The organism is Streptomyces sp. NPDC016469 (genome assembly GCF_040632905.1).
Classification (GTDB): Bacteria; Actinomycetota; Actinomycetes; order Streptomycetales; family Streptomycetaceae; genus Streptomyces.
Genome location: NZ_JBEYCQ010000044.1, coordinates 15,179 through 35,238, shown reverse-complemented (window position 1 = coordinate 35,238; position 20,060 = coordinate 15,179). Strand labels below are relative to the sequence as shown.

General features: G+C 69.2%; 17 protein-coding genes and 1 CRISPR repeat array. Of the genes, 8 read left to right on the top strand and 9 right to left on the bottom strand.

Features of this window, described 5'->3' with window-relative positions; translation table 11 throughout:
* Window positions 1-113: 113 nt before the first annotated feature.
* The 4 genes from ABZ565_RS32555 (at window position 114) to ABZ565_RS32540 (ending at window position 5,340) form a co-directional block, all read left to right on the top strand.
* Window positions 114-2,696, top strand: a complete 2,583-nt coding sequence (locus ABZ565_RS32555) for a hypothetical protein (RefSeq protein WP_361035024.1) — start codon at window positions 114-116, stop codon at window positions 2,694-2,696.
* A gap of 1,016 nt (window positions 2,697-3,712) precedes the next feature.
* Complete coding sequence (locus tag ABZ565_RS32550) at window positions 3,713-3,976, top strand: hypothetical protein (protein ID WP_361035021.1); 264 nt, start codon at window positions 3,713-3,715, stop codon at window positions 3,974-3,976.
* Window positions 3,945-4,475: a DUF6879 family protein gene (locus tag ABZ565_RS32545; protein ID WP_361035018.1), complete on the top strand. Its 531-nt coding sequence runs from the start codon at window positions 3,945-3,947 to the stop codon at window positions 4,473-4,475. Before ABZ565_RS32550 ends, ABZ565_RS32545 begins: the two co-directional genes overlap by 32 nt.
* Before the next feature lie 19 nt (window positions 4,476-4,494).
* Complete coding sequence (locus ABZ565_RS32540; RefSeq protein ID WP_361035015.1) at window positions 4,495-5,340, top strand: helix-turn-helix transcriptional regulator; 846 nt, start codon at window positions 4,495-4,497, stop codon at window positions 5,338-5,340.
* 288 nt (window positions 5,341-5,628) lie between these two features.
* Here ABZ565_RS32540 and ABZ565_RS32535 read toward each other — a convergent pair whose 3' ends face one another.
* The 8 genes from ABZ565_RS32535 to casA form a co-directional block, all read right to left on the bottom strand.
* Entirely contained in the window at window positions 5,629-5,796 is a 168-nt protein-coding gene (locus tag ABZ565_RS32535; RefSeq protein ID WP_361035013.1) for a hypothetical protein, read from the bottom strand.
* Window positions 5,797-7,057: 1,261 nt separating this feature from the next.
* The gene (gene cas2e, locus ABZ565_RS32530) at window positions 7,058-7,375 is read right to left on the bottom strand and encodes a type I-E CRISPR-associated endoribonuclease Cas2e (RefSeq protein ID WP_361035010.1); all 318 of its coding nucleotides are present in this window, start codon (window positions 7,373-7,375) and stop codon (window positions 7,058-7,060) included.
* Window positions 7,375-8,325: a type I-E CRISPR-associated endonuclease Cas1e gene (gene cas1e, locus ABZ565_RS32525; RefSeq protein ID WP_361035054.1), complete on the bottom strand. Its 951-nt coding sequence runs from the start codon at window positions 8,323-8,325 to the stop codon at window positions 7,375-7,377. Before cas1e ends, cas2e begins: the two co-directional genes overlap by 1 nt.
* 56 nt (window positions 8,326-8,381) lie before the next feature.
* Window positions 8,382-9,032, bottom strand: coding sequence for a type I-E CRISPR-associated protein Cas6/Cse3/CasE (gene cas6e, locus ABZ565_RS32520; protein WP_361035007.1), 651 nt, complete (start codon window positions 9,030-9,032; stop codon window positions 8,382-8,384).
* Entirely contained in the window at window positions 9,029-9,805 is a 777-nt protein-coding gene (cas5e, locus tag ABZ565_RS32515) for a type I-E CRISPR-associated protein Cas5/CasD (protein ID WP_361035004.1), read from the bottom strand. Before cas5e ends, cas6e begins: the two co-directional genes overlap by 4 nt.
* Window positions 9,802-10,965: a type I-E CRISPR-associated protein Cas7/Cse4/CasC gene (cas7e, locus tag ABZ565_RS32510; RefSeq protein WP_361035001.1), complete on the bottom strand. Its 1,164-nt coding sequence runs from the start codon at window positions 10,963-10,965 to the stop codon at window positions 9,802-9,804. Before cas7e ends, cas5e begins: the two co-directional genes overlap by 4 nt.
* On the bottom strand, window positions 10,962-11,573 hold the full coding sequence (gene casB, locus ABZ565_RS32505; protein WP_361034998.1) for a type I-E CRISPR-associated protein Cse2/CasB: 612 nt from the start codon (window positions 11,571-11,573) through the stop codon (window positions 10,962-10,964). The genes cas7e and casB overlap by 4 nt, the downstream gene beginning before the upstream one ends.
* Before the next feature lie 77 nt (window positions 11,574-11,650).
* Window positions 11,651-13,378 (bottom strand): type I-E CRISPR-associated protein Cse1/CasA, encoded by a 1,728-nt coding sequence (casA, locus tag ABZ565_RS32500; RefSeq protein WP_361034995.1) that lies wholly within the window; start codon window positions 13,376-13,378, stop codon window positions 11,651-11,653.
* A gap of 156 nt (window positions 13,379-13,534) precedes the next feature.
* On the opposite strand from casA, the gene ABZ565_RS32495 reads away from it, so the two are divergent.
* Window positions 13,535-13,705, top strand: a complete 171-nt coding sequence (locus ABZ565_RS32495) for a hypothetical protein (protein ID WP_361034992.1) — start codon at window positions 13,535-13,537, stop codon at window positions 13,703-13,705.
* Window positions 13,706-13,846: 141 nt separating this feature from the next.
* On the opposite strand, the gene cas3 is transcribed toward ABZ565_RS32495, so the two are convergent.
* The gene (gene cas3 / locus ABZ565_RS32490) at window positions 13,847-16,684 is read right to left on the bottom strand and encodes a CRISPR-associated helicase Cas3' (RefSeq protein WP_361034989.1); all 2,838 of its coding nucleotides are present in this window, start codon (window positions 16,682-16,684) and stop codon (window positions 13,847-13,849) included.
* A gap of 370 nt (window positions 16,685-17,054) precedes the next feature.
* Window positions 17,055-18,059: a CRISPR direct-repeat array (repeat unit 29 nt; unit sequence GTCCTCCCCGCCGACGCGGGGGTGTTCCG).
* A gap of 165 nt (window positions 18,060-18,224) precedes the next feature.
* On the opposite strand from cas3, the gene ABZ565_RS32485 reads away from it, so the two are divergent.
* The 3 genes from ABZ565_RS32485 to ABZ565_RS32475 all read left to right on the top strand — a co-directional run bounded on the left by ABZ565_RS32485 (window position 18,225) and on the right by ABZ565_RS32475 (window position 20,051).
* Window positions 18,225-19,472, top strand: coding sequence for a helix-turn-helix transcriptional regulator (locus ABZ565_RS32485; protein WP_361034986.1), 1,248 nt, complete (start codon window positions 18,225-18,227; stop codon window positions 19,470-19,472).
* Window positions 19,473-19,566: 94 nt separating this feature from the next.
* The gene (locus ABZ565_RS32480) at window positions 19,567-19,788 is read left to right on the top strand and encodes a hypothetical protein (protein WP_361034983.1); all 222 of its coding nucleotides are present in this window, start codon (window positions 19,567-19,569) and stop codon (window positions 19,786-19,788) included.
* Window positions 19,785-20,051 (top strand): hypothetical protein, encoded by a 267-nt coding sequence (locus ABZ565_RS32475; protein WP_361034980.1) that lies wholly within the window; start codon window positions 19,785-19,787, stop codon window positions 20,049-20,051. The genes ABZ565_RS32480 and ABZ565_RS32475 overlap by 4 nt, the downstream gene beginning before the upstream one ends.
* The last annotated feature ends 9 nt before the right edge of the window (window positions 20,052-20,060 follow it).

Below are 20,060 nucleotides of genomic sequence, written 5' to 3'. Positions count from 1 at the left end.
TCTTTGCCGTTCTGTGTCACGTTTCGCGCCTGGCCGTTCCTTGGGTCTGACGTGATCACCACTTCGGAGACAGTCAGCCGACTGCACGCCGTCGCGCCTAGGCAGGCGCGCCGATGAGTGCGGTCGTTGTGGCGCAGAACGCTGCCCGGACTGTCGTGGAGCCCCGGCATGGCTGGAAGAGGACTCGGTTCGGGCAGGTGCCGGCGCAGGCCGGTCCGGCAAAGGCCCCGATGACCGGTCACCCGCTAGCGCTCGGCCGTCGCACCCGGGCGAAGCTGCGAGCCGCGGTGCACGCGCTGCTGGACGTCCCCGGCCTGCATGGTGCGCTGGACGCGGTGCGTCTGGCGGTGCTGGTCCTGGCGTCGCGGACGCCGTCGGAGAACGGTGTGGTGGAGATCCGCACCCGGGAGCTCGGCCGGTGGCTCGGGCTGTCCGCGTCGTACACGGCCTCGGTCGTCGTGCCAACGCTGCGTCGCTCGGGCGTGGTCGCCGTGGAAACGGCCGATGGTGAATTCGGTCAGGACAACGGCCTGAAGTGCCAGGTGTGGCCCCTGTCCGCGACGCAAGGCGTGACCGGGCACCCGCTGAACCTGTCGAAGAAGGACTTCGCGACGCTGTGGGCGCTGGTGGATGCTGTGATGGCTCCAGGCTGGACGCACCGGGACGGCCGGGTCACTCCGCCCGGACTGATCGGAACGCGCACGGGCCGGGGCGCTGCGACGGACCGCTTGGCGCTGCTGCTGCTCGTGCTGGAGGCGCGGGAATCCGGGCGGGTGCGGCTGTGCGGGGGAACGGTGGACACTAAGCGCGGCCGCGCCGCTGCGACGGTGGCCCGACTGTTGGGCTCTTCGGCGTCGGCGGGGGAGCGGGTGCTGGAACGGCTGGAGGGCCTGGAGCTGGTGGTGCGGGTGCGTCTGCGGACACGCTCGGGGATGCCGCACCGGTCGCGGCTGATGGTGCCAGCGGTTGCTGCCGCGCACGGCCGGTCGGTTCTCGATGACGTTCAGGAGGACCGTGCCGGGGCTGGGGATGCCGAGTTTTCAGGCCCCGACGTTACGGCAGGGGGTAGTCAGCCCTCGGAGACGGACATGGAACCGCAGGTCAGCGATGCGCCGGTGACAGATGTGGCGGAAGTTACAGTCCCCGACGGTGCGGCAGACCTTCACTCTGACCACCCTCATTCAGTTGCTCCCGTCGTTCCTGTGCAGCTCTCTGGTCGCTTTTCCGGCGAAGGCCGTAGGGCGGAAGGCCGTCGGCCGGAGCGCGTGCGTGCGCGCGAGGACCAGGCCGCCGACGGCGAGAGCATCGTCACCGGGACCACGTCGTCGGCGGCCCAGGACGGCCCGCTTCGCGGGGAAAACCCGATTCAGGCCCGGGTCGGTGAGCGAGAAGGCAAGAGATCTGCCCCGGCCGCCGGTGACCGGGCACCGGCCGGGGGCTGGAAAAAGGCGCAGCGGCCTCGCCGGGTGGCCCCGTCGGGAGATCTTGATCTGAGGGTGGCTCTCGCGCCGGTCTCCGGGCTCTGGGAGCAGCTGTCGGGATGGCAGCAGGACCAGGTCCAGGCCGCCACGACGACCGCGCTGGCCCAGATGACGGGACTGGGCGTGGTGCCGCAGGATGCGCCTCGGTTGCTGGCCGCCCGGCTCACCGACCGGCTGACGGAGACCGGCGGCGAGGCCCTGGTCACCGACCCTTACGCCTGGCTGATCCGGCGGGGCCTGGTCCAGCGGCGTGCATGCACTCACCTTCGATGCGATGACGGCATCCGGCTGGACACCGGTCAGGACTGCGAGAACTGCGGCAACCTGATCCACGTCCGCCGCGCCCGCCGCGCCCGGATCGGCGCCGACATCGACAGGGAGCTCCCGGGCCTGCCCGACGACGAACGCCAGCGCGTCCTCGATGAGCGGCTGCGTGAGCACGCTGTCGCCGAGGCGGAAAGCCTGGCCAGGCGGCAGGAGGAGGCCCGCGAGCAGCAGGCCCGGCGGGCGGCGGCTCGCGCGGAAGCGGCAGTGGAGGCGGAGCGCGAGCGGAAGGCCCGGGCGGCTGCCGAGGCGGAGCGCCAGGCCGTGCCGTGCGCGGACTGCGGACTGCCCCGGGCGGCCGGGCTGTGCGAGGCGTGCCGCTACGGACGCCGGACCGAGGACCTGGTGGCGCAATGCGGACTGCTCGCCGCTACCTGGGCCGCCGCACTCGAGGATCCGGCCGACGTCGCCGCCGTAACCGACCATGTGCGTGCGACGGTGCAGGCGGACATCGCGCGGGCCCGCCACGAGCTGGCGCGCGCGGCCGGACCGGGCGAGCTGGCCACCGACCCGGCCGCTGCGGCGTCTGCTCTCGCCTACGCCGGGCTCCAGGCCGCGGAAACAGCCCTGGAGGAGTACCGCAGCAGCGCCCTGGGGGCGCTCGGCCGAAGCGAAGAGGCCGAGGCCGAGTACCGCAGCGCCTACCGGACCGAGCGCCACCGGCACATCCCTCACCCGCTCGACCAAGATGCCGTCAAGGCCGCCGTCGAGGCCGGTGACACCGCGCGGAAGCGCGTGGCCGAGAACCTCCTCGCCGTGCGGCTTGAGCAGCTGCGCGACAGGGCCGACGTCCAGGACGAGCAGGTGCCGGTCGCGTCGTGGCCGGAGCGGCTCGCCGGGCTCGCCGCCCGGCCGCTGCCGGAGGACACAGCCGAGACAGTAGCGGCGTGACGTCGGACCGGACCCGACTTGACCAGCGGTAGATCCCGCATCGGCGGGGAGGACGAAGCCGTTCCGTCCCTGGCAAGACGGGGCGGCGGAACACTCCCGCCTCAGCGGGGAGGACTGCCGCGACCGGCGCGGCATGCCCCCGCCCGTCGGAACACCCCCTCGTCGGCGGGGAGGACCACCGGCTGGAGCAGGGCGCGCATTCGCCATTGCTTGATCACCTGCTGCTTCTCGCCGACGCGCTCGGTTGACCTCGCGGACCTGGTCCGGGAGTAGCCCTGCCCGACCTCCGGCCGCCGCCGCGGCCGGTGACCGAGCAGGGGGATCAGTAGGTCGGGTAAGGCCGGGGGTGCGTGATCGAGCGCCGGCACGGCCTCTTGCACACCATGACCGTGCGCCCCGGTCCGCTCGCCCCGTGGACGACGAGCCGGTCCGCGGTCTCCGGGCTGACTAGCCGCCCGCAGTGCGCGCACCTCATGCTCGGCTACCACGCCAGGCCCGGCCGAGCCGTATGGCCGTCACGCACCAGGTGCCCGCCCGGCAGGTTGCGCAGGCAATGGTGTGCCCGATCCAGGTGCGGTATACGGCCTCGCCGGCCTTCTCCTTGGGTTTCGTCTGTGCCGTCATGCCCGTTCCTTTCGGCAGGTGGGGCAGCAGCGAGGGAACCAGTGAACCGAGGACCCGAAGACGGTGAGCGGCCGTGGCCCGAGGTCGTAGGCCGCCGTGTTGGTCAGCGGGGCGGCGCACCAGACGCAGTTCGCTCCGCGCTGCTGCGCGTCCGACAGCGTGGCGGGGTCCGGTAGAGGTAACGCGGTCGTCATGGTGGACTTCCCCCCGTTCGCGGCCGGTGGATGAAGCTGACCGTAGGGGCGGAATGTGCGCGCACTCCAGCCGTGTGCAGATCTGTGCGCAGATGGGTTCCCGCATGGGTGAATGGCCGCTTTGCGCCCTTGACCACTCTCCGCTATAGGCGGGACGGTGTCGCACAGAGCTGCACACAGTGTGAATGGAGATGTGCCATGTCGTTACTGTTCATCGGGATCGACCCCAACACCGGAGACCATGAGAGCCCCACCGTGTGGGTCGACAAGGACAGGCACGAGCTCGTGTTCCAGGGGTGGAAGCCGGGCCCGGAACTCGAAGCCGAGTGCGCCGCGCTCGAACTCCCCGGCCACGCCGTGGGAATCCCGGAGACCGAGGCCGTGGTCCGTATCCCCGCCAGGATGGTGCACATGATCAGGGAGGCATGCGATGCCGTCGAACGTACCGCAGACCTTCCTTGACCTGCTCGGCGGCTGCGCCGAGTCGGCCGTACACCTGGAGATGCGAGACGTCTACGCCGTGGACTACGAACGGGGTCCGTTCGCGGACTGGCGCGCCGGCGTCCGCCATGGACCCGATGATCGGGCGTCGTGGTGGCGGCCGTGGCTCGACGTGGTGACAGAGGCCGTCGGCCGCGGCGTCACGATGAGGCGGGCCCGCATCGTGTCCGAGCCGGTCAGCGAGTACACCCGATACCTGTACGACAACACCTTCACGAACGTCGAAGCTGGGGAACAGGTGCGGTGGCTGCCGCGCCGGCAGTCGTCTGACCTTGCGCTGCCTGGAAATGACTTCTGGTTGTTGGACGGGCGCCTGGTCCAGTGGAACCACTTCGCTGGTGACGGCTCATCTCAGGGCCCTGAGGTCACCGACGACCCTGCCGCGGTGAAGCTGTGCACCGTTGCCTTCGAGGCGGTGTGGGAGCGCGCGAGCCCCCACGGCCAGTACGAGATCCACTGAACGAGAACATCGGACCGACATGACGCTGCCCTCCTCTTCCGCACAGTCCGCACGCGAAGTCGTTGCCCGGCGCCTGCGCGAGCTGCGGAAGGGGGCGGGGCTTACCGTCGTGCAGCTGGCGAGCAGATGCGGGTGGCACCACGCGAAGACATCGCGGATCGAGAACGGGCGCACCGGCCCGACCACGACCGACATCCGCCTGTGGTGCCGGGCCGTCGGCGCCGAGCAAGACGCCGAAGACCTCATTGCCCTATCGCTGCACGCGGAGTCGATGTACAGCGAGTGGCGGCACCGCACCCGCGCCGGGCTGAAGCAGCTCCAGGACAGTGCGGTCGGGTTCTTCCAGCAGACGGAGCTGTTCCGGGTCTACTCCTCGTCCCTCGTTCCCGGCCTGCTCCAGACCGAGGGCTACGCCGCCGCCGTGCTCGGCATGAGCGCCCGCTTCCGGGAGCTCCCCGTGGACGACAGCGCGGAGGCCGCGCGGGCCCGCGTTGAGCGGTCCCGGATCATCCACGAGAGTGGCCGACGGTTCGTGCTTCTTATCGAGGAGGCTGTGCTGCGGTACCGGATCGGGAGTCCGGAGGCAATGGCCGCCCAGCTCGGCTACCTGCTCACGGCTGGAGCGCTGCCGGCCGTCTCGCTTGGGATCGTCCCGTCCACAGCAGCCCGCTCGCAGTGGCCGCGCGAGACCTTCCACGTCTACGACGACGCGCTCGTGTCCGTCGAGCTCGTATCAGCGCAGGTGCGGATCACGCAGCCCTCCGAGATCGGGCTGTACCTGCGGGCGTTCGAGCAGATGCGGCGCACCGCCGTATACGGAGCGGATGCGCGCGCCCTGATCGTAAAGGCCATCGGCGCGCTATGAACCTTGCTCGTGGCGATGGGTCGCGCGCGAACCCCTGAAGGATCTCGTGCTTCGACTTGCCGGAATCTCTGGCGATTTGCCCCAGCATGAGGGCACACAGGGCCGCTGTGCCATCAGCGATGTCTTCAATCGCAGATGAGTCTTGTCGCCGCCGAGATGCGGCGTAGCTGCTCAGAAGCTGGTTGCCGGACACGTAGGCGGTCATGAACTCGATGCCTTCGCGGATGCATTCATAGTCGTTCTTCATCAGTGCACCGTCCCATGGCTCAGCGGGTTCGCGTCGTTCAGCTACACGCCAGTGCGGTTGTACTCGTCCACCAGGGGATGCACCGGCTCTGGCTCGATCCCCGCCCGGTGCATCTGGCCAGCCCACCGGTCCACCGTCCAACTGAACGCCCGCAGCAGGGGCTCGAACCTGCCCACGCGCCCGCGCAGCGATCCGTTCTCCTTGTCCACCCTTGCGACAGTCGCCTGCAGCACCGCGAACTCCAACGCCTTCGCCTGCGGCTCCCCAGCCGACGGGCAATCGCCTCGTTCGCCGCGGCCGTTACCTGGGCGGTCCGGAACCGTGGCCCGGTCCACGGGGAACCCGCCGCCGCCCAGCACGCCACCCGATGCTGTCACCAGCGCTACCACGGAGCACCCCCGCGTCGGCGGGGAGGACACCTCGCGGGCCTTGGCCTCGGCCTCGACCCGCGGAACACCCCGCGTCGGCGGGGAGGACACACCGCTGGATGGACTCATATGGACCCTCGACGGAACACCCTCGCGTCGGCGGGGAGGACGGAAACTGGAAATGACCCCGCCCCCGGCGAACCGGAACACCCCCGCGTCGGCGGGGAGGACTCGATGGTCACCGAGCCCGGCGACTGGAGCACCGGAACACCCCCGCGTCGGCGGGGAGGACGCGTGGGCCAAGAGCAACCCGTCCCTCGGCTACGGAACACCCCCGCGTCGGCGGGGAGGACCGGCGCAAGGAGAGCGTGGTGGAGATGACCGGAGGAACACCCCCGCGTCGGCGGGGAGGACATGCGGTCCAGGGCCGCCGCCGCGAGGTCGGCCGGAACACCCCCGCGTCGGCGGGGAGGACCAGCGAAACCTACGGTGGCCATGTGGTGAGCCCGGAACACCCCCGCGTCGGCGGGGAGGACGGTCACTGCTGCTCCCCGGTGAGTTCGGTGACCGGAACACCCCCGCGTCGGCGGGGAGGACGGCTGGAAACCTACAACGACACCAACGGGTCGCGGAACACCCCCGCGTCGGCGGGGAGGACTCGACTCACGCAAGTCCTTCAGCCCTCGGTTGCGGAACACCCCCGCGTCGGCGGGGAGGACGGCGAGGCTGCTGACGATCCAGGTGTTCGCGGCGGAACACCCCCGCGTCGGCGGGGAGGACCGTTCCGCCCGGCGACAACAAGGCCACGATTACGGAACACCCCCGCGTCGGCGGGGAGGACGCGTACCGCCAGGCGGCCTTGCCGAAGTTCACCGGAACACCCCCGCGTCGGCGGGGAGGACGCTGCGGCCGCCGTGTGGGGGGAGCTCGGAGGCGGAACACCCCCGCGTCGGCGGGGAGGACGTGAAGGCGTCACCGAACGCGGCGACGCCCTGCGGAACACCCCCGCGTCGGCGGGGAGGACCGCTGGACCGTCGACTTGCCGTACCCCGCGCCCGGAGCACCCCCGCGTCGGCGGGGAGGACACTTTCTGACCTGCGCCTTAGGAAGGGCTTTGCATTTCCTTTGCCTTTGGTGCGGCGGTCATACGGATTAGGGTAAGCCCGTCGAAGTCGGCGGGAACGCGGCGCCGGGTGCCAGCGGTTCGGATGGCGTAACCCTGTTCGGTTGGGGCGGGGTGGACGAGGACGGCGGCGCCGTTGCCGACGGTGTCGGTGACGGATTTCCAGAGTTGGTCGCGGACGCGGGCGGAGACGCTTCCGACGAAGATTCCGGGGACGACCTCGCTGGTCCAGCGGCTGAGTGCTCCGCGTAGGTGGTCAGGAACGGCCGTGGTGGCGATCAGGAGCATGGACGGCATCAGTCACCCCGGGCTGCGTAGTTGACGCCGGCGGGAAGGACACCGGCTTTGGGGTCCCAGAGGTGGACCAGCTGGACGTCGCGCTTCTCCTGCGGCTCGTCTTCATCGTCCACACAGTCGGTGGCATCGGCGGAGATTGGCGTCAGCAGGCTCTGGACGTCGCGGACGATGCGGGGGAGCAGTTTGAGGAGTCGTAGGTCTTCACGGAAGCGGCGGCGTGCTTCCTGCTCAGGGTTGTCGGAGTTGTGGAGGGCAAAGGCCAGGGGAAGGGTGGTTTCGGCCTTGTAGAGGTCGGCGATGTCGTAGACGAAGGAGTGCTGTTTCCCGGTGTGGACGAATCCGAGGGCGGGGGAGAGGCCGAGTGCGAGCAGCGCGGCGTGGACGATGCCGTAGAGACAGGCGCTGGCTGCGGACAGGGCGAGGTTGACGGGGTCCTGGGAGTCCCATTGGTCGGGATGGTAGTTGCGGCGGAAGCGGCCGATGCCGTGCTGTTGGGCGAGGATCTTGTAGAAGGTCTTCATCCGCTGGCCTTCGAGGCCGCGTAGTTGGTCGAGGGTGACGGTCTCGGGTAGGTCGGCGTCCTGGAAGCGCATGCGGTACATGCGGACGGCGATGTCGAGGCGTCGATCGGGGTCGGTCCAGCAAGCGACCTGCTGTTCGAGCCAGTGGGTGGTCAGGGAGTCGGAGAGGATGCCGGCGTAGGCGCGCACTCCGCCTGATCCTACGGAGATGACGGTTGTGCCGTGGCGGGCCAGGGTGTTCAGGGCGGGTGTGGTGATGGAGACGCCCGGGCCGAGAAGGAGGCACGACAGTGCCGCGGTGGGGACGTAGACGAGGTCGGTGCGCTGGGTGTCGACCTGGATCTGGGCGCAGACTCCGGTGTCGTCCTGTACGACGCGGACCATGTCCAGGTAGAGGAAGGACAGGGAGTCGGCGATGCGGGGCAGCATGGCGAGGGTGGGGGAGGCGAGGCGCCGCCGGGCGTCGCCTCCCCTTCTGGGTGCGCTCATGCGGCTGGTGCGGGGGCCAGGCTGAGCAGTCCCGCGCCGTACGGTTTCCCGCGTCCGATGCCGGCCAGGACGGCCTCGTGGAGGGCGTCGGGGTCGGTGACGGTTGCGGTGCCGTCGTAGCGGATCAGACTGTGCCGCATGCCGTCGGGGTTCTGTCCACGGGGGCGAATGGGCGGCATGTTGGTGGGTGTCAGGACGTGGATGTGCAGGCCCGCGTCAGCTGCCCGGCGTAGCCACCACTGATCTGCGTCGGCCCCGGACAGTGGCACGATCCGGCCGCGTTTGCCTTTTGCCTCCAGGGGGAGGCGTTCGCGCTTGGCGGGGTTGAGGGCGATGCGGTAGCGGACGGCGAGCCCTTTGCGCAGTGCTGTGAACATGGGGGTAAGGGTCTTGATGTCGGCCTGTCCGTATCCGGCCGGGAGACGGGTGGGGTCGAGGTGGTGTGCTTGGACGAGGAGGGTGCTGGTGGTGTCGGTCTCGTCGAGGCGGTAGAGCAGGCCGGCCTGGCTGCGGGGGGAGTCGCCGAGGCCGTCTGGCACCATACGCATTACCGTGCGGTGCATTTCGGTGGCGTCGCGCAGGTCTCTCTGTACGTCGCGGCTGTGCGGGTTGAGGCGGATCCGGGCGATCACCGGCTCGTCGTTCATGCGTGTTCCTCGGCGTGGGCGTAATCGATCAGACGCGTGAGCAGGGTCTTCTGCGGTCCTGCCAGAGCACGGTCCACCGGCTCGGTGGTGCGGTAGAGCCGGCGGCCGGCGTGGGCCCGGCCGTGTGGGGCGAAGCTGATCGGCATGTCGTTGACTTCGATGACGTCGGCCGTCGCGCCGGGCCCGCCTTCGGGAAGGGGCCGCTCGCGGAGGAACTGCACCGGGATCGTTTCCGCTTCCCGGTCACGAGGTTCGGGGGAACTGAGCGGTACTCCGGTCAGTAGCTCCCTCTCGGGATGCTCGGCGTGCCGGCGCAGGAGGAACGGCTCGTCGGGGGGGCAGGAGCGTCGGCCCAAGTACGGTGCCCAGTGAGGGCGTCTTAGTGCGGCCGCGAGGTGCTGTGTCAGGTCGTCGGGGGCGGTGACGGCGACGACGAAGACTGCGTCGGAGAGGTATTGGCGGCGGGTGATGACGGCCGCGTCCTTGTTGCTGCCGCCGCTGGTGGCGGCGGTGCGTTCCTTGGGGAAGCCGCCGCCGACGGTGTGGTAGTCCTCCAGCAGTGCGCCGGGCCGGTCGACGCGCACCGTCAGCCGCACCTGTTCGTACCTTTTGAGGGCGGCCGTGTCGTTGCGGGCGATGCCTTCGGCGGCGGCGAACATTCCGACCAGTGCGGATCGGGTCGGGAAGGACGCTGTCTCCCGCACTGGGGTGAACGCTGAGCGTTCGCCCCACGATTGCAGAGGGCCGGCCAGCCTCAGGAGCAGTCCACTCACTGCTGGGCTCCGGTGACCGTGCTGTTGGCGGCGCTGATCGCGGCTTCGACGGCGGCCTCCACGAGAGCGTGGTAGGAGTCGTGGGCGGTGCCGAGTCCCTTGGGCTTCTCGGCCGGGTCGATGACGGTGTGTCCGTGGAAGGGGCGGTTGCGGTCTCCGGTGAGCCGGTTGATGTTGACAGCGTAGGTGTCCAGCGCCTGGCGGGACGGCTTGGAGAAGCCTCCCTGCCGGTCGGCTGTCACGGGGGTTTCGAAGGCGGCGGCCAGTGACAGCGGGCGGTGCTCACGTACCGCGAGGTATGCGAGGTCCGGCAGTGTGTGCGGCGCCGTCGAGTTCTTCTTGGCCTGCGGCAAGGACATCAGGAAGTGCTCGGCGAAGGAGGCCAGCACGGTTCGGGCGGCCTTGGCGTCACCCTCGAGGTTTTTCAGGAGGTCGGTGACGTTGACGGTGCCGTATCGGTAGAAGACGCCGGCGGCGAATTCGGCGGTGTCCAGGTGCCCGCTGCCGGTCTCGGACTCTCCCAGCCAGTCGTCAACCGCGGTGAAGTAGTCCCGCTGCGGCTCCGCCGCGTGAGTGGTGAAGGCGTGCGCGACCTGGGCGGCGCCATCGACGTTGGCGTCCGGGAGTTCGGCGAGCATGCGTCCCAGCAGGCTGATGGATGCGGTGCGACGCTTGAGGATTTTCTCGATCGTGTTCGGGGGCAATGTCTGCGGGGCCTTGGTGCCCTTCTTGGCACTCGCCGCCTTCGTCATGGCGGTTTCCAGGGCCTCGCGGTGCTCGGCACACACGGTGGCGAGCTCCTCGATGGCCGCCTCGGGGAGGAACAGCAGTACCGAGGTGTGGCCGGCGGCCTCCAGGCCGATGCCTTTCTTGCCCGCGCTCACCGCTACTTGGGAGCCGGCGAACGCGGCCAGATCCGTCGGCCAGCCCGCCCTTTCAAGCGCCTGCTGCACCTTCACCGGTACGAGGCGAGTCCGTGCCGCCTTCTCCCCGAGGTCCTGCTCCACGCCCAGACGGATGGGCCGCTTCCAGGACTGGCTGGAAACCCGGATACGCAGGGCGTCGCCGTAGCGCACCTGCTTCGGGGAGCCGAGGTCGTCGCGGTTGAGGTTCGCGGCCGGCACCGACTGCAGGGCGTTCAGGTCCAGGTAGAGGGTCATCGCTCGTTCTCCTCGGGAAGAGTGGTGGTGGGGTCGGTGACACCGGTGGGCATGGACCGGCGGAAGTACTGGTCGAGCCAGCGCGTAGCGATCGGGTCGCGGTCCTGGGTCCACCAGGACAGGTCTTTCAGCAGGACCGCCCAGTCGACCGCGATGCCACTGCTCTGGAGCTGCCGGGTCAGGGCGGGGAGCGTCCGGTGCACGGCATCACTGCTCTGCCGGGACATCAGGTGCAGGGCGCTCTCGGCCGTGCCCGGCTTCATGACGTCCTTCTTGACGGCCTCGCCGAGCGCGGACCCCAGATTCGGACGCAGGTACCAGGCGGTGGCCGAAGTGTCCGCGGGCGCGGTCTGCCGGGCGACGCGCGGGCGCGCCGCGATCAGCGAGGCGACCCCGTAGTAGGCCCGGCGGGTGTCCGGATAGCTGACGTCGTCGTGCTGGTGAAGCCAGGGGACGAGGTAGCGGTGCATGTAGTTGCACCGCTCGACCGGCAGGCCCAGGCCCCGGCGCAGCTCGGCACGGGTGCGGTTGTCCTGGCAGAGGTTGTGGACGTAGGAGATGAACCTGTCGTGTTTCGGTGGCGCGGCGGCCGCCGTGGAATCGGTCATGAGGCATCCCTGGGTACGCGGGAATGGGTGAGAGCGCCGACCGTCGGCCGGCGTGCACAGGGTGGTCGGGGGCCGGCTCAGCCGGTGTTGGAGCTCAGGAGCGCGAGGAGCATGGTGCGGGCGCGGTGCCGGGCGCGCGCCACCCTGATGTCCGCCCGGCTGGACGGGCCGATCGCCTCGTCCAGCGCCGCCAACGCGGCTCGGGTGAACGGTTCCAGGGGTCGGTCCGCCCGGTGCTCAGGCTGGGTCAGCTTCCAGAACTCGGTTTCGGCCTTCGGCCAGAACCGAGTCAGGGCAGCGGAGGCCCAAGGGCCGGGCTTGCGGGCATCGAGTTTGACCTTCGCCTTAGGCGAAGGATCGACGTTGGCGTCCGTGGCGATCTTCCAGGCGACCTTGGCGGCGAAATCCAGCCGGTCGCCCACCTCTTCCGCGCAGGCGTGACAGTGCTTGACGCGGTGCGCCATTCCCTTGTCGTTCTCCTCCAGCCAGGTCAGCACCCGGGGAGTCGTCGACGCGAACCAGATACTGTCCTTCTGCTGGCCGTCCTGGTCGAACCCGTAGGCGCGCACCCGCAACGTGGGCTGCAGCGTCTTGGGCAGTCCGCCGAAGATGGGCGGTCGCTGGGTGTCCTGCCGGTCATCCTTCAGCAGCAGGGCGTCCAGGTCACGCCACAGCGCCCGGGCCCCGTCAGCCTCGCGAGGCTGAAAATTCCCGTCCTTGCGCCGGTTGAGGATTTGATACGGGTCTCGCACCGCGGGAGGCTGCGCGTGGCTGGACCAGGTGATGTACGCATCTGCCACCTGCCGGCCGTCCGGGGACGGAACGAGCAGCACGGCGTGCCGGAACCGGCCGGTCAGCATCCGCCCCGGCCAGGTCATCGCAGGGAGAGGCTTCAGCGGGTCGAGAAGTTCGCCCTCCCACGGGCAGGCGTCCTCACCCTCTCCAAGCTCCTCGTCCTGCCACCTCGGCACGGCCAGGACCAGCGACGTGAACAGGTCACGACCCCACGGGAAGTACGAGACGGACTTCCGCAGAGGTCCCGCATCCCCACTGCCGGTCCGGTCGCCGGTGATACGCCGGGGAGTGCACTGGCCAGACGGCCCGAAGTAAAGCTGAGCGATCAGATGCCAGGCTGCCTCCGCAGCCGGCACGGGGACCGGAGCTGTGTCGGTGAAGTGACCGAACAGCACCGCACCGTTGATGCCGGTCGGCCGGCCCATCACCAACTTGTTCACACCCGAAGGATTCGGGGCGCCCTTGGGGTCCACACATTCCGTACGGAGCCGCGGATCCTGCAGGAACGGCCGCTCCACGTCGAACAGGTCGAACCTGCCAGACGGCACGTCCTTGTCGAAGTACCTGTCCACGACTTCCGGATCGAATTGCCCGGCCCGTAGAACCCGCCGACGCAGATCGAGCCACTCGTCGACGCTCTCGGCGATGTCGGCGTCATCGAGACGGTCGTCGCCATCGGCGGCAACCCTGGCCGTGATCGCTGCCAGGATCCGCATCAGACCAGCAGCTGCCGGCGGCACCGGCAGCTCCAGGTCCTCGATCTCATGAGCCTGCTTGAAAACCTGCCGCAGCCCCAGCCGCACCGACTCCCCAGTCAGCAGCCGCACCGGAATCCACTGCTCGTCCCGCAGGTCGAACCCCCCAGACATCAAAAGCCCCTCCACGGACGTGATCAGCGCAAACAGGCACGGCAAGCCCTCAGCGAGCAGCCGCCTGAGGCGCGTTTCGCATTCAAGCAGCCACCACTGACACAGGGGGCACCGCTCGGTGCTCCCGAACCAGTAGAGCACCTTTCGGTGATGTACATCGCGGGATTCAGAAGGTTGGAGAGAATGGGGCGGAGAGGAATCCCAGGGGAGGAGGGGGGCCTTGATCGACTTGCGTCCGAACTACAATGTCGGGTAGAACTACCGCCCATCACATCGGAGTTGAACCGAGGAGACCTCGTGCACCGAGTCGTAACCGCACCCGCGTCCTGGGCCTCGCCGGCGCCCTGGGTGCTGGTGATTGCCATCATCGTGATCGTCGTCAGCCTGAGGCCCGACCCCGCCACTATCGGATCGTGCCTGCTCCTGTTGGCTGGGGCGGGCAAGGCGTACCGCGGCTTCTCCCAGTAGCCTTGGGCGGTGGTCGCCGTACCAGGACGCGTCCGTATCCCCGCCTATGTGGGGGTGTTTCAGTTGGAGAGCGCGGGGCTGAGAGCAGCTCAACGCCTTCCCCGCCGATGTGGGGGTGCTCCATCTGCAGCCCCGCCGTTTCTAAGTGCGTACGAGGCCCAGGTCTTGGTCCAAGAATATTGTCTTGTCACCGACTTTCACGGCCTGGGCCTTCCCCCGGTGGAGTGGCTGACGGAGAACTCGAAGGTCTCCCAGCATGGGGTGCTCGGCCCATGAGGAGGGCGGACTAAACGTGACAGGATCGCCGTCACGGAACCATTCGGCGCGGACCGGGATCGTGCGGCGCATCACCTGCCGGACGGACGGAGCCGGCATCCTGCCGTCCTTGGTCGCCTCAGGCAGCGGCTGCTCACCCTCGGCGTCGAGCGTAAGCCGGCCGTCCTCCTGGGTGTAGACGCACAGCACGCGCACCGAGTCCGCGCCCAGACGAGTCGACAGCTCCCACTCGTCTTCCTCACCCTCCAGGTCATGCAGGTCGTGGAGCTCGGCGACCTGTCGGGCACGACGTACGGACCGCAAAGCGGCCATGCTCCGCTCCGCGGTCTCCTTGCCCTTGTGCTCCGCCCAAGCCTTTGCCTCGCGGCTACCGGGGACGTCCCAGTCGTAGTCCTCGCTGTCACCGTGAACAGCCTCGACCAACGACTGCACATCTTCCGGAATGGCGATGCCGCCACCTTCGATCTCGGCCAGCTTCCGCGAGGTCTTGCGGAGGAGATGCTCGGAGTACACCTCACCCCACTGCACTGGCATCCGCCCACCGCCCGCCAAAGGGTCAAGGACGACAAGACGCGGCCCATCCGCCCACCCGGGGCGGGCCCGGCCGTCGGGAAACCCGTGCCTCAGCCAGTGATTCTCATGCCGCCAGCAACGGCCAGCCCGCTGCATCAGCAATGACAAGGGTGCAAGATCGCTGATGACGATGTCCGCGTCCAGGTCCAAGGATTGTTCGACGACCTGCGTGGCCACCACGATCCGCCGCGCCGGCCGCGGTCCAATCGGGCCCAGGCCCGCGGTGACCTCGGCCGTACGCTCTTCCCGTACATGTCCAGGGAAGCGGGCATGCAGCAACTGTACGTCGCCCCCATCCCCATGGCGCCGAGGGTCGATCTCCTCGCGGAGCTGCAGATATGTCTCTTGCGCGTCACCCACCGTGTTGCACACCACCAAAGCCGTCCCGCCGTACTCCGTCGCGACCGGAGTCAGCAGCCGCTTGATTACCGCGATCCGGTCCGACGCGCCCTTACCCCCGTCGACGACGCGCTCGACGTCCACCCTGAGCCGCATGTTCCGTGTGCGGGCCTGCTCCGTCTGGCGAGCTTGCGACATCGGCGTGGACGAGCCGGTCTCGCCGTCCACGTACAGCCAGCCCGGGTAGGGCGCCGGGAAGGTCCGGGGCTTCAGAGCCTTCGACTTGTGGCCTGCCCCCTGCAGGTACTCCTTGATCAACCGGTCGCTGACCGAGCCCGGCAAGGTGGCCGACAGCAACACGACAGGCACTCCGTAGAAGCCGAGCCAGTTCAGCAGACGGCCCAGCAGCACCTGCATGTACGGGTCATAGGCATGCGCCTCATCCGCGATGAAGGTCTTGTTCGAGAGGGCCAGCATCCGCAACGCGTTGTGCCGCACGGGCAGCACGGCCATCAGGGCTTGGTCGATCGTCCCGACTGCGAACTGCGCAAGCAGCGGCCTATTCGATCCACGCAGCCAACGCCCCGGCCGCATGTCGGCCTCCCGGCGGCGCCGCCCGGCCGGAGCCTCGTCGCCGTCGCAGGTCAGCACCGCATCGCCGTCCAAATCATCGTCGGCATAGGCGCTGCTGAGCCACGCCATACTGTGAACCAAGGTCAGCCCGGCGCCCTCACCGGACTGGTTCAGCAAGGTCCTGGTGACCCGGTCGTGCATCTGGTCGCTGGTGGCCATCGTCGGCAGCAGGAACGCGTACCCGTGCGTCCCAAAGATTTTCGACAGGATCCGCTCCGCCTCCAGCGCGGTCTCAGACTTGCCGTCACCCGGAGCTGCGGTCACCACCATGATGCCGCCCCGCCCCCCGAAGCCCGCCGCAGCCGGCAGCTCATCCATGACCGACTGCTGCAGGGGATTCGGCTCCCCCACGATGCCGTACGCCTCGGCGAAGTCCTTACGCGCCAATTCCACCGGAGCCAGTCCCGCATCCCACAACAACGTGACCGCGTCCGCCTGCGAACGCCGGAAATGCGCGGACAGCGAAGGCTCGAGCGTCCGCTGACGTTGCCGCAGGTACCCTTCCTGGCTCACCAGCCAGTCCGCGAGGATCACCACCCCCGTCACCAACACGGCAGCCGGAGCCTTGAACGACCCAGGCGCCGCAGGAGCGCCCAGAGCCTCGTGCACCGCCATGGCATGCGCGGCTCGCTGTCCCGCCCACGCTGCGCCACCGAGAAACGCCGGCCCGACGCCGTTCTCCAGATGGTGGAAGCGGCCGTGATGACCGCCGATGATCTCCGCTACTCGTGCAGTGGCGCTCATCTCATCGTCGTCCTCGAAGCCCAGCACCTTCAGGACTTCGGCCGCGGCAGTCATGCCAGCCACATCATGTCCGGCCCGTCCTGTGCTCATCCGCCCGCTGTCTGCCGCCAGGTTCCTGTTGAGGAACTGCACAGCTCGCCGTGAACAGAACTGAAACCCCGACAGCTTCCCGATGTCATGAAGACCCGCACACAACCCGACGAGCGCCCGAGCGCGATTCAGCTCTCCGGCCAGATCCATGCCGTCGGCAATACGCTTCTTCTGATTGGCCGACAGGTACACGTCCCACAAGTGAAGCGCCATCGCAGCCGCGTCAAGTAGATGCCTTGCCAGCGGGTAGGGAGGCAACTCCGGATCCAGCCCACGGGACTTCCCCCACACCGACTCATCCAGCACGCTCTGCCTGGGCAGCACGCCAGCCCCCCCTTCGCTCCGCGGCTCGGCCGACAGCGGCAGCAATTCTGCTGCCGAGCAAATCCAAGCACCCGACACTGACACTGGGGGGCGCTAACGGCTTTCAGCAGAGGGAGCGGCTCCCGCACTGGCACCGTCCACGTCGCTCTCATAAGCGTTAACCGAAACCACCTTGCCATGGGGGTGCGTTCAACGCCGCCCAGCACCTCGCTGTCTGGCCTGCGACGAGATCTGAGCTGGATGACTCAGCCCTCAGCAACCTGGTGAGCCGTACTGGATAAGGTAGTGCTATGCGACTGACTGAGCGCCTCACCTTCTCGAGAATGGGAAAGAAAACGCAAAGCCCTTCTTAAGGTGCAGGTCAGGAAGTGTCCTCCCCGCCGACGCGGGGGTGTTCCGCCGTTCCTGGTCATCCTGCGCAACCACAGCACGTCCTCCCCGCCGACGCGGGGGTGTTCCGCCGGTGCCGATGATCGCGGCGATCGGGTCGCGGTCCTCCCCGCCGACGCGGGGGTGTTCCGGTGACCGGGTCCGACGAGACGCTGCGCATCGTGTCCTCCCCGCCGACGCGGGGGTGTTCCGCAGCAGCGGCTCATAGACGAGGCGGTCGCCCAGTCCTCCCCGCCGACGCGGGGGTGTTCCGGCATCCACCGTCGCCTGTGAGCGGGAGGCCAGGTCCTCCCCGCCGACGCGGGGGTGTTCCGCACCCGTGGATAGGCTGCCGGCTCGTGCCGCGTCCTCCCCGCCGACGCGGGGGTGTTCCGCGCTTCGTCACGCTCTCCGCCTCCTCGGTCGCGTCCTCCCCGCCGACGCGGGGGTGTTCCGCACTCGTGAACCTACGGGCCGCACTGACCCGGGTCCTCCCCGCCGACGCGGGGGAGTTCCGCTCACGCCGATGGACGACCGCCTCAACGGCTCGTCCTCCCCGCCGACGCGGGGGTGTTCCGGACCCTGAGTTCGTCGCCGTGGACTACAGCGGGTCCTCCCCGCCGACGCGGGGGTGTTCCGGTGATGAACTCGCGCGGGCCGATCTTCCCGCCGTCCTCCCCGCCGACGCGGGGGTGTTCCGCCGTACACGTACGCGGACGGCTACGACGTCACGTCCTCCCCGCCGACGCGGGGGTGTTCCGTCCACCACCGTCACCTGCACGCGGTGCGCCGCGCCCTCCCCGCCGACGCGGGGGTGTTCCGTCCTCGTTCGCGATCGCGTGATGGGCGACCCTGTCCTCCCCGCCGACGCGGGGATGTTCCGAGGCCGGCGCCCTCCACGAAGCCGGTGCGCTCGTCCTCCCCGCCGACGCGGGGGTGTTCCGTTGCTCTACGGGTTCGGCGCCGGGAACGGGGGGGTCCTCCCCGCCGACGCGGGGGTGTTCCGGACGGCCAGACCGCCCGCTCTCCCGCCGCCGCTCATGAAGACACCCGCCCCGGCTTCGGCCAGCAGCAGGGCGCACTTCTGCGTTCAGGATCATGTGACGGCCCACACAGAAAGGGCCTTGCCCATACCCTGACAGTGTCGAGCTGTTCAGAGAGGGGCAAGGCCATGCCAGTTGATGCTACCCCGGACCCGTACGCGGACTCGATCCGATTCGGACAACGACTCCAGATTCTCCGCACTCGGCGGGGACTCACCCGCGACGGCCTCGGGGGGCTGGTGGGGCGATCGGGATCGTGGGTGAAGGGGCTGGAGACGGGCCGCCTGAAGACGCCGAAGCTGGAGGTCGTGCTGCGGCTGGCCGAGGTGCTGCGTGTGCAGAACCTCTCCGACCTCACCGGGGATCAGGCCCCGCTCTCACTGTTCACCGGGCCGGGTCATCCGTGCCTCGCTGCCGTTGCGGCCGCGGTCAACGCCTTCGCTCTCACTGTCGACGCCGAGGCGCCCTCAGCGGCACACATTCAGGCCCGGCTCAGCAAAGCGTGGGCGGCTCGACACTCGGCGCCGAACCACCGCGCCGTGCTCGGCGGTCTGCTGCCTGGTCTGATCCGCGACGCCCAGATGGCGGTGCGCCAGAGCGACAGGGCCGAGCAGCGCCGTGCTGCGCAGGCCGCGCTGTCGCAGACGTACAGCCTCGCGCAGTTCTTTCTTGCCTACCAGCCGGAGCCCGCGCTGCTCTGGCGGGTGGCCGAGCGCGGGATGGTGGCCGCTCAGGAATCGGAGGACCCCCACACGATCGGCATCGCTGCGTGGCTTACCGCCCAGGCACACCGGGACGCCGGCCCCGGCCACTTCGACGCCGCCGACACCGTGACCCGGGAGGCGATCATCTTCCTCGATCCCCTTCTCTCGGACGCCGACGATGACGTATTGGCCGTCGCGGGCGCACTGCGGTTCGAGGCGGGGTACACGGCGGCCAGACGCGGTGAGAGCGGCACTGCCTGGCGGCATTGGGACCGGGCCGCCTCGATGGCGAGGCGGCTGCCGGAGTCGTATTACCACCCGGTGACCAGCTTCTCCCAGGCGATCATGGGGGCGCACGCCGTAACGATCGCCGTCGAGTTGCACGCGGGTGGCGAATCCGTACGGCAGGCCGCGGCCTCGGATGCCGCCACGATCCCGTCTCGGCCTCGCCGGGCCCGGCACCGGATCGAGGAGGCTCGGGCGTACCAGTTGGACGGCCAGGCCGATGTTGCCCTAGCCACGCTCGAGCAGGCGCACGCGGCCGCGCCGGAGACGATCGCCTACAACGGCTACGCGAAGCGCATCATTCTCGAAGAGGCGGAGTCACGGGTGCCGGCTCGCAGGCAGCGGGCAGCGGGTCTGGCCGTGAAGTTGGGCCTACTCGCTGCTTAACCCGTACGCGAACCGGGGGCACAGACTGTGCCCCCGGTTCGCGCTGCGCGCTCGTACCGTCGGGGCACTGACCGCCGACAGCCGGGACGAGACCATGCAGACGAAGAGGCAATTACCAGCAGTCGCCAGCCTGTCCCAGGACCAGCAGCGCGGATGGCACTGTGTGTGGTGCCGGGCTCCCCTCACCGTCGGCGACGACCAGGACCTCGGCGAGCAGCGCGCGCGGCCGACCAACGGCGCCGCGTACTCATGGTTTCCCCGGGCGTGCAAGGACGCCGCCGCCTGCGCCGGACGTGAAGGAGAGCAGACCCAGTGACGACCGTAATCCGTCACGCAGACTGGACGATTGCTCTGGACCAGTCGCCGGGCGCGTCCGGGCCGATCTACGAGCTGGAGTGCACAACATGCCTCGCCGCGTCGGACGCCAGTGAGAAGCGGACCAGCCCGGAGGATTGGGCGCTGCGCCACACCGGCAGCAAGCCGAGCCACCGCGGCTACCGTGCCACTGCGACGATGTTCTTCCGCGTGACCCCTGGCCCCGGCAATCCGTACGCCGAGCAGCCCGAGCCGGCGCTGTGACTGCGCGGC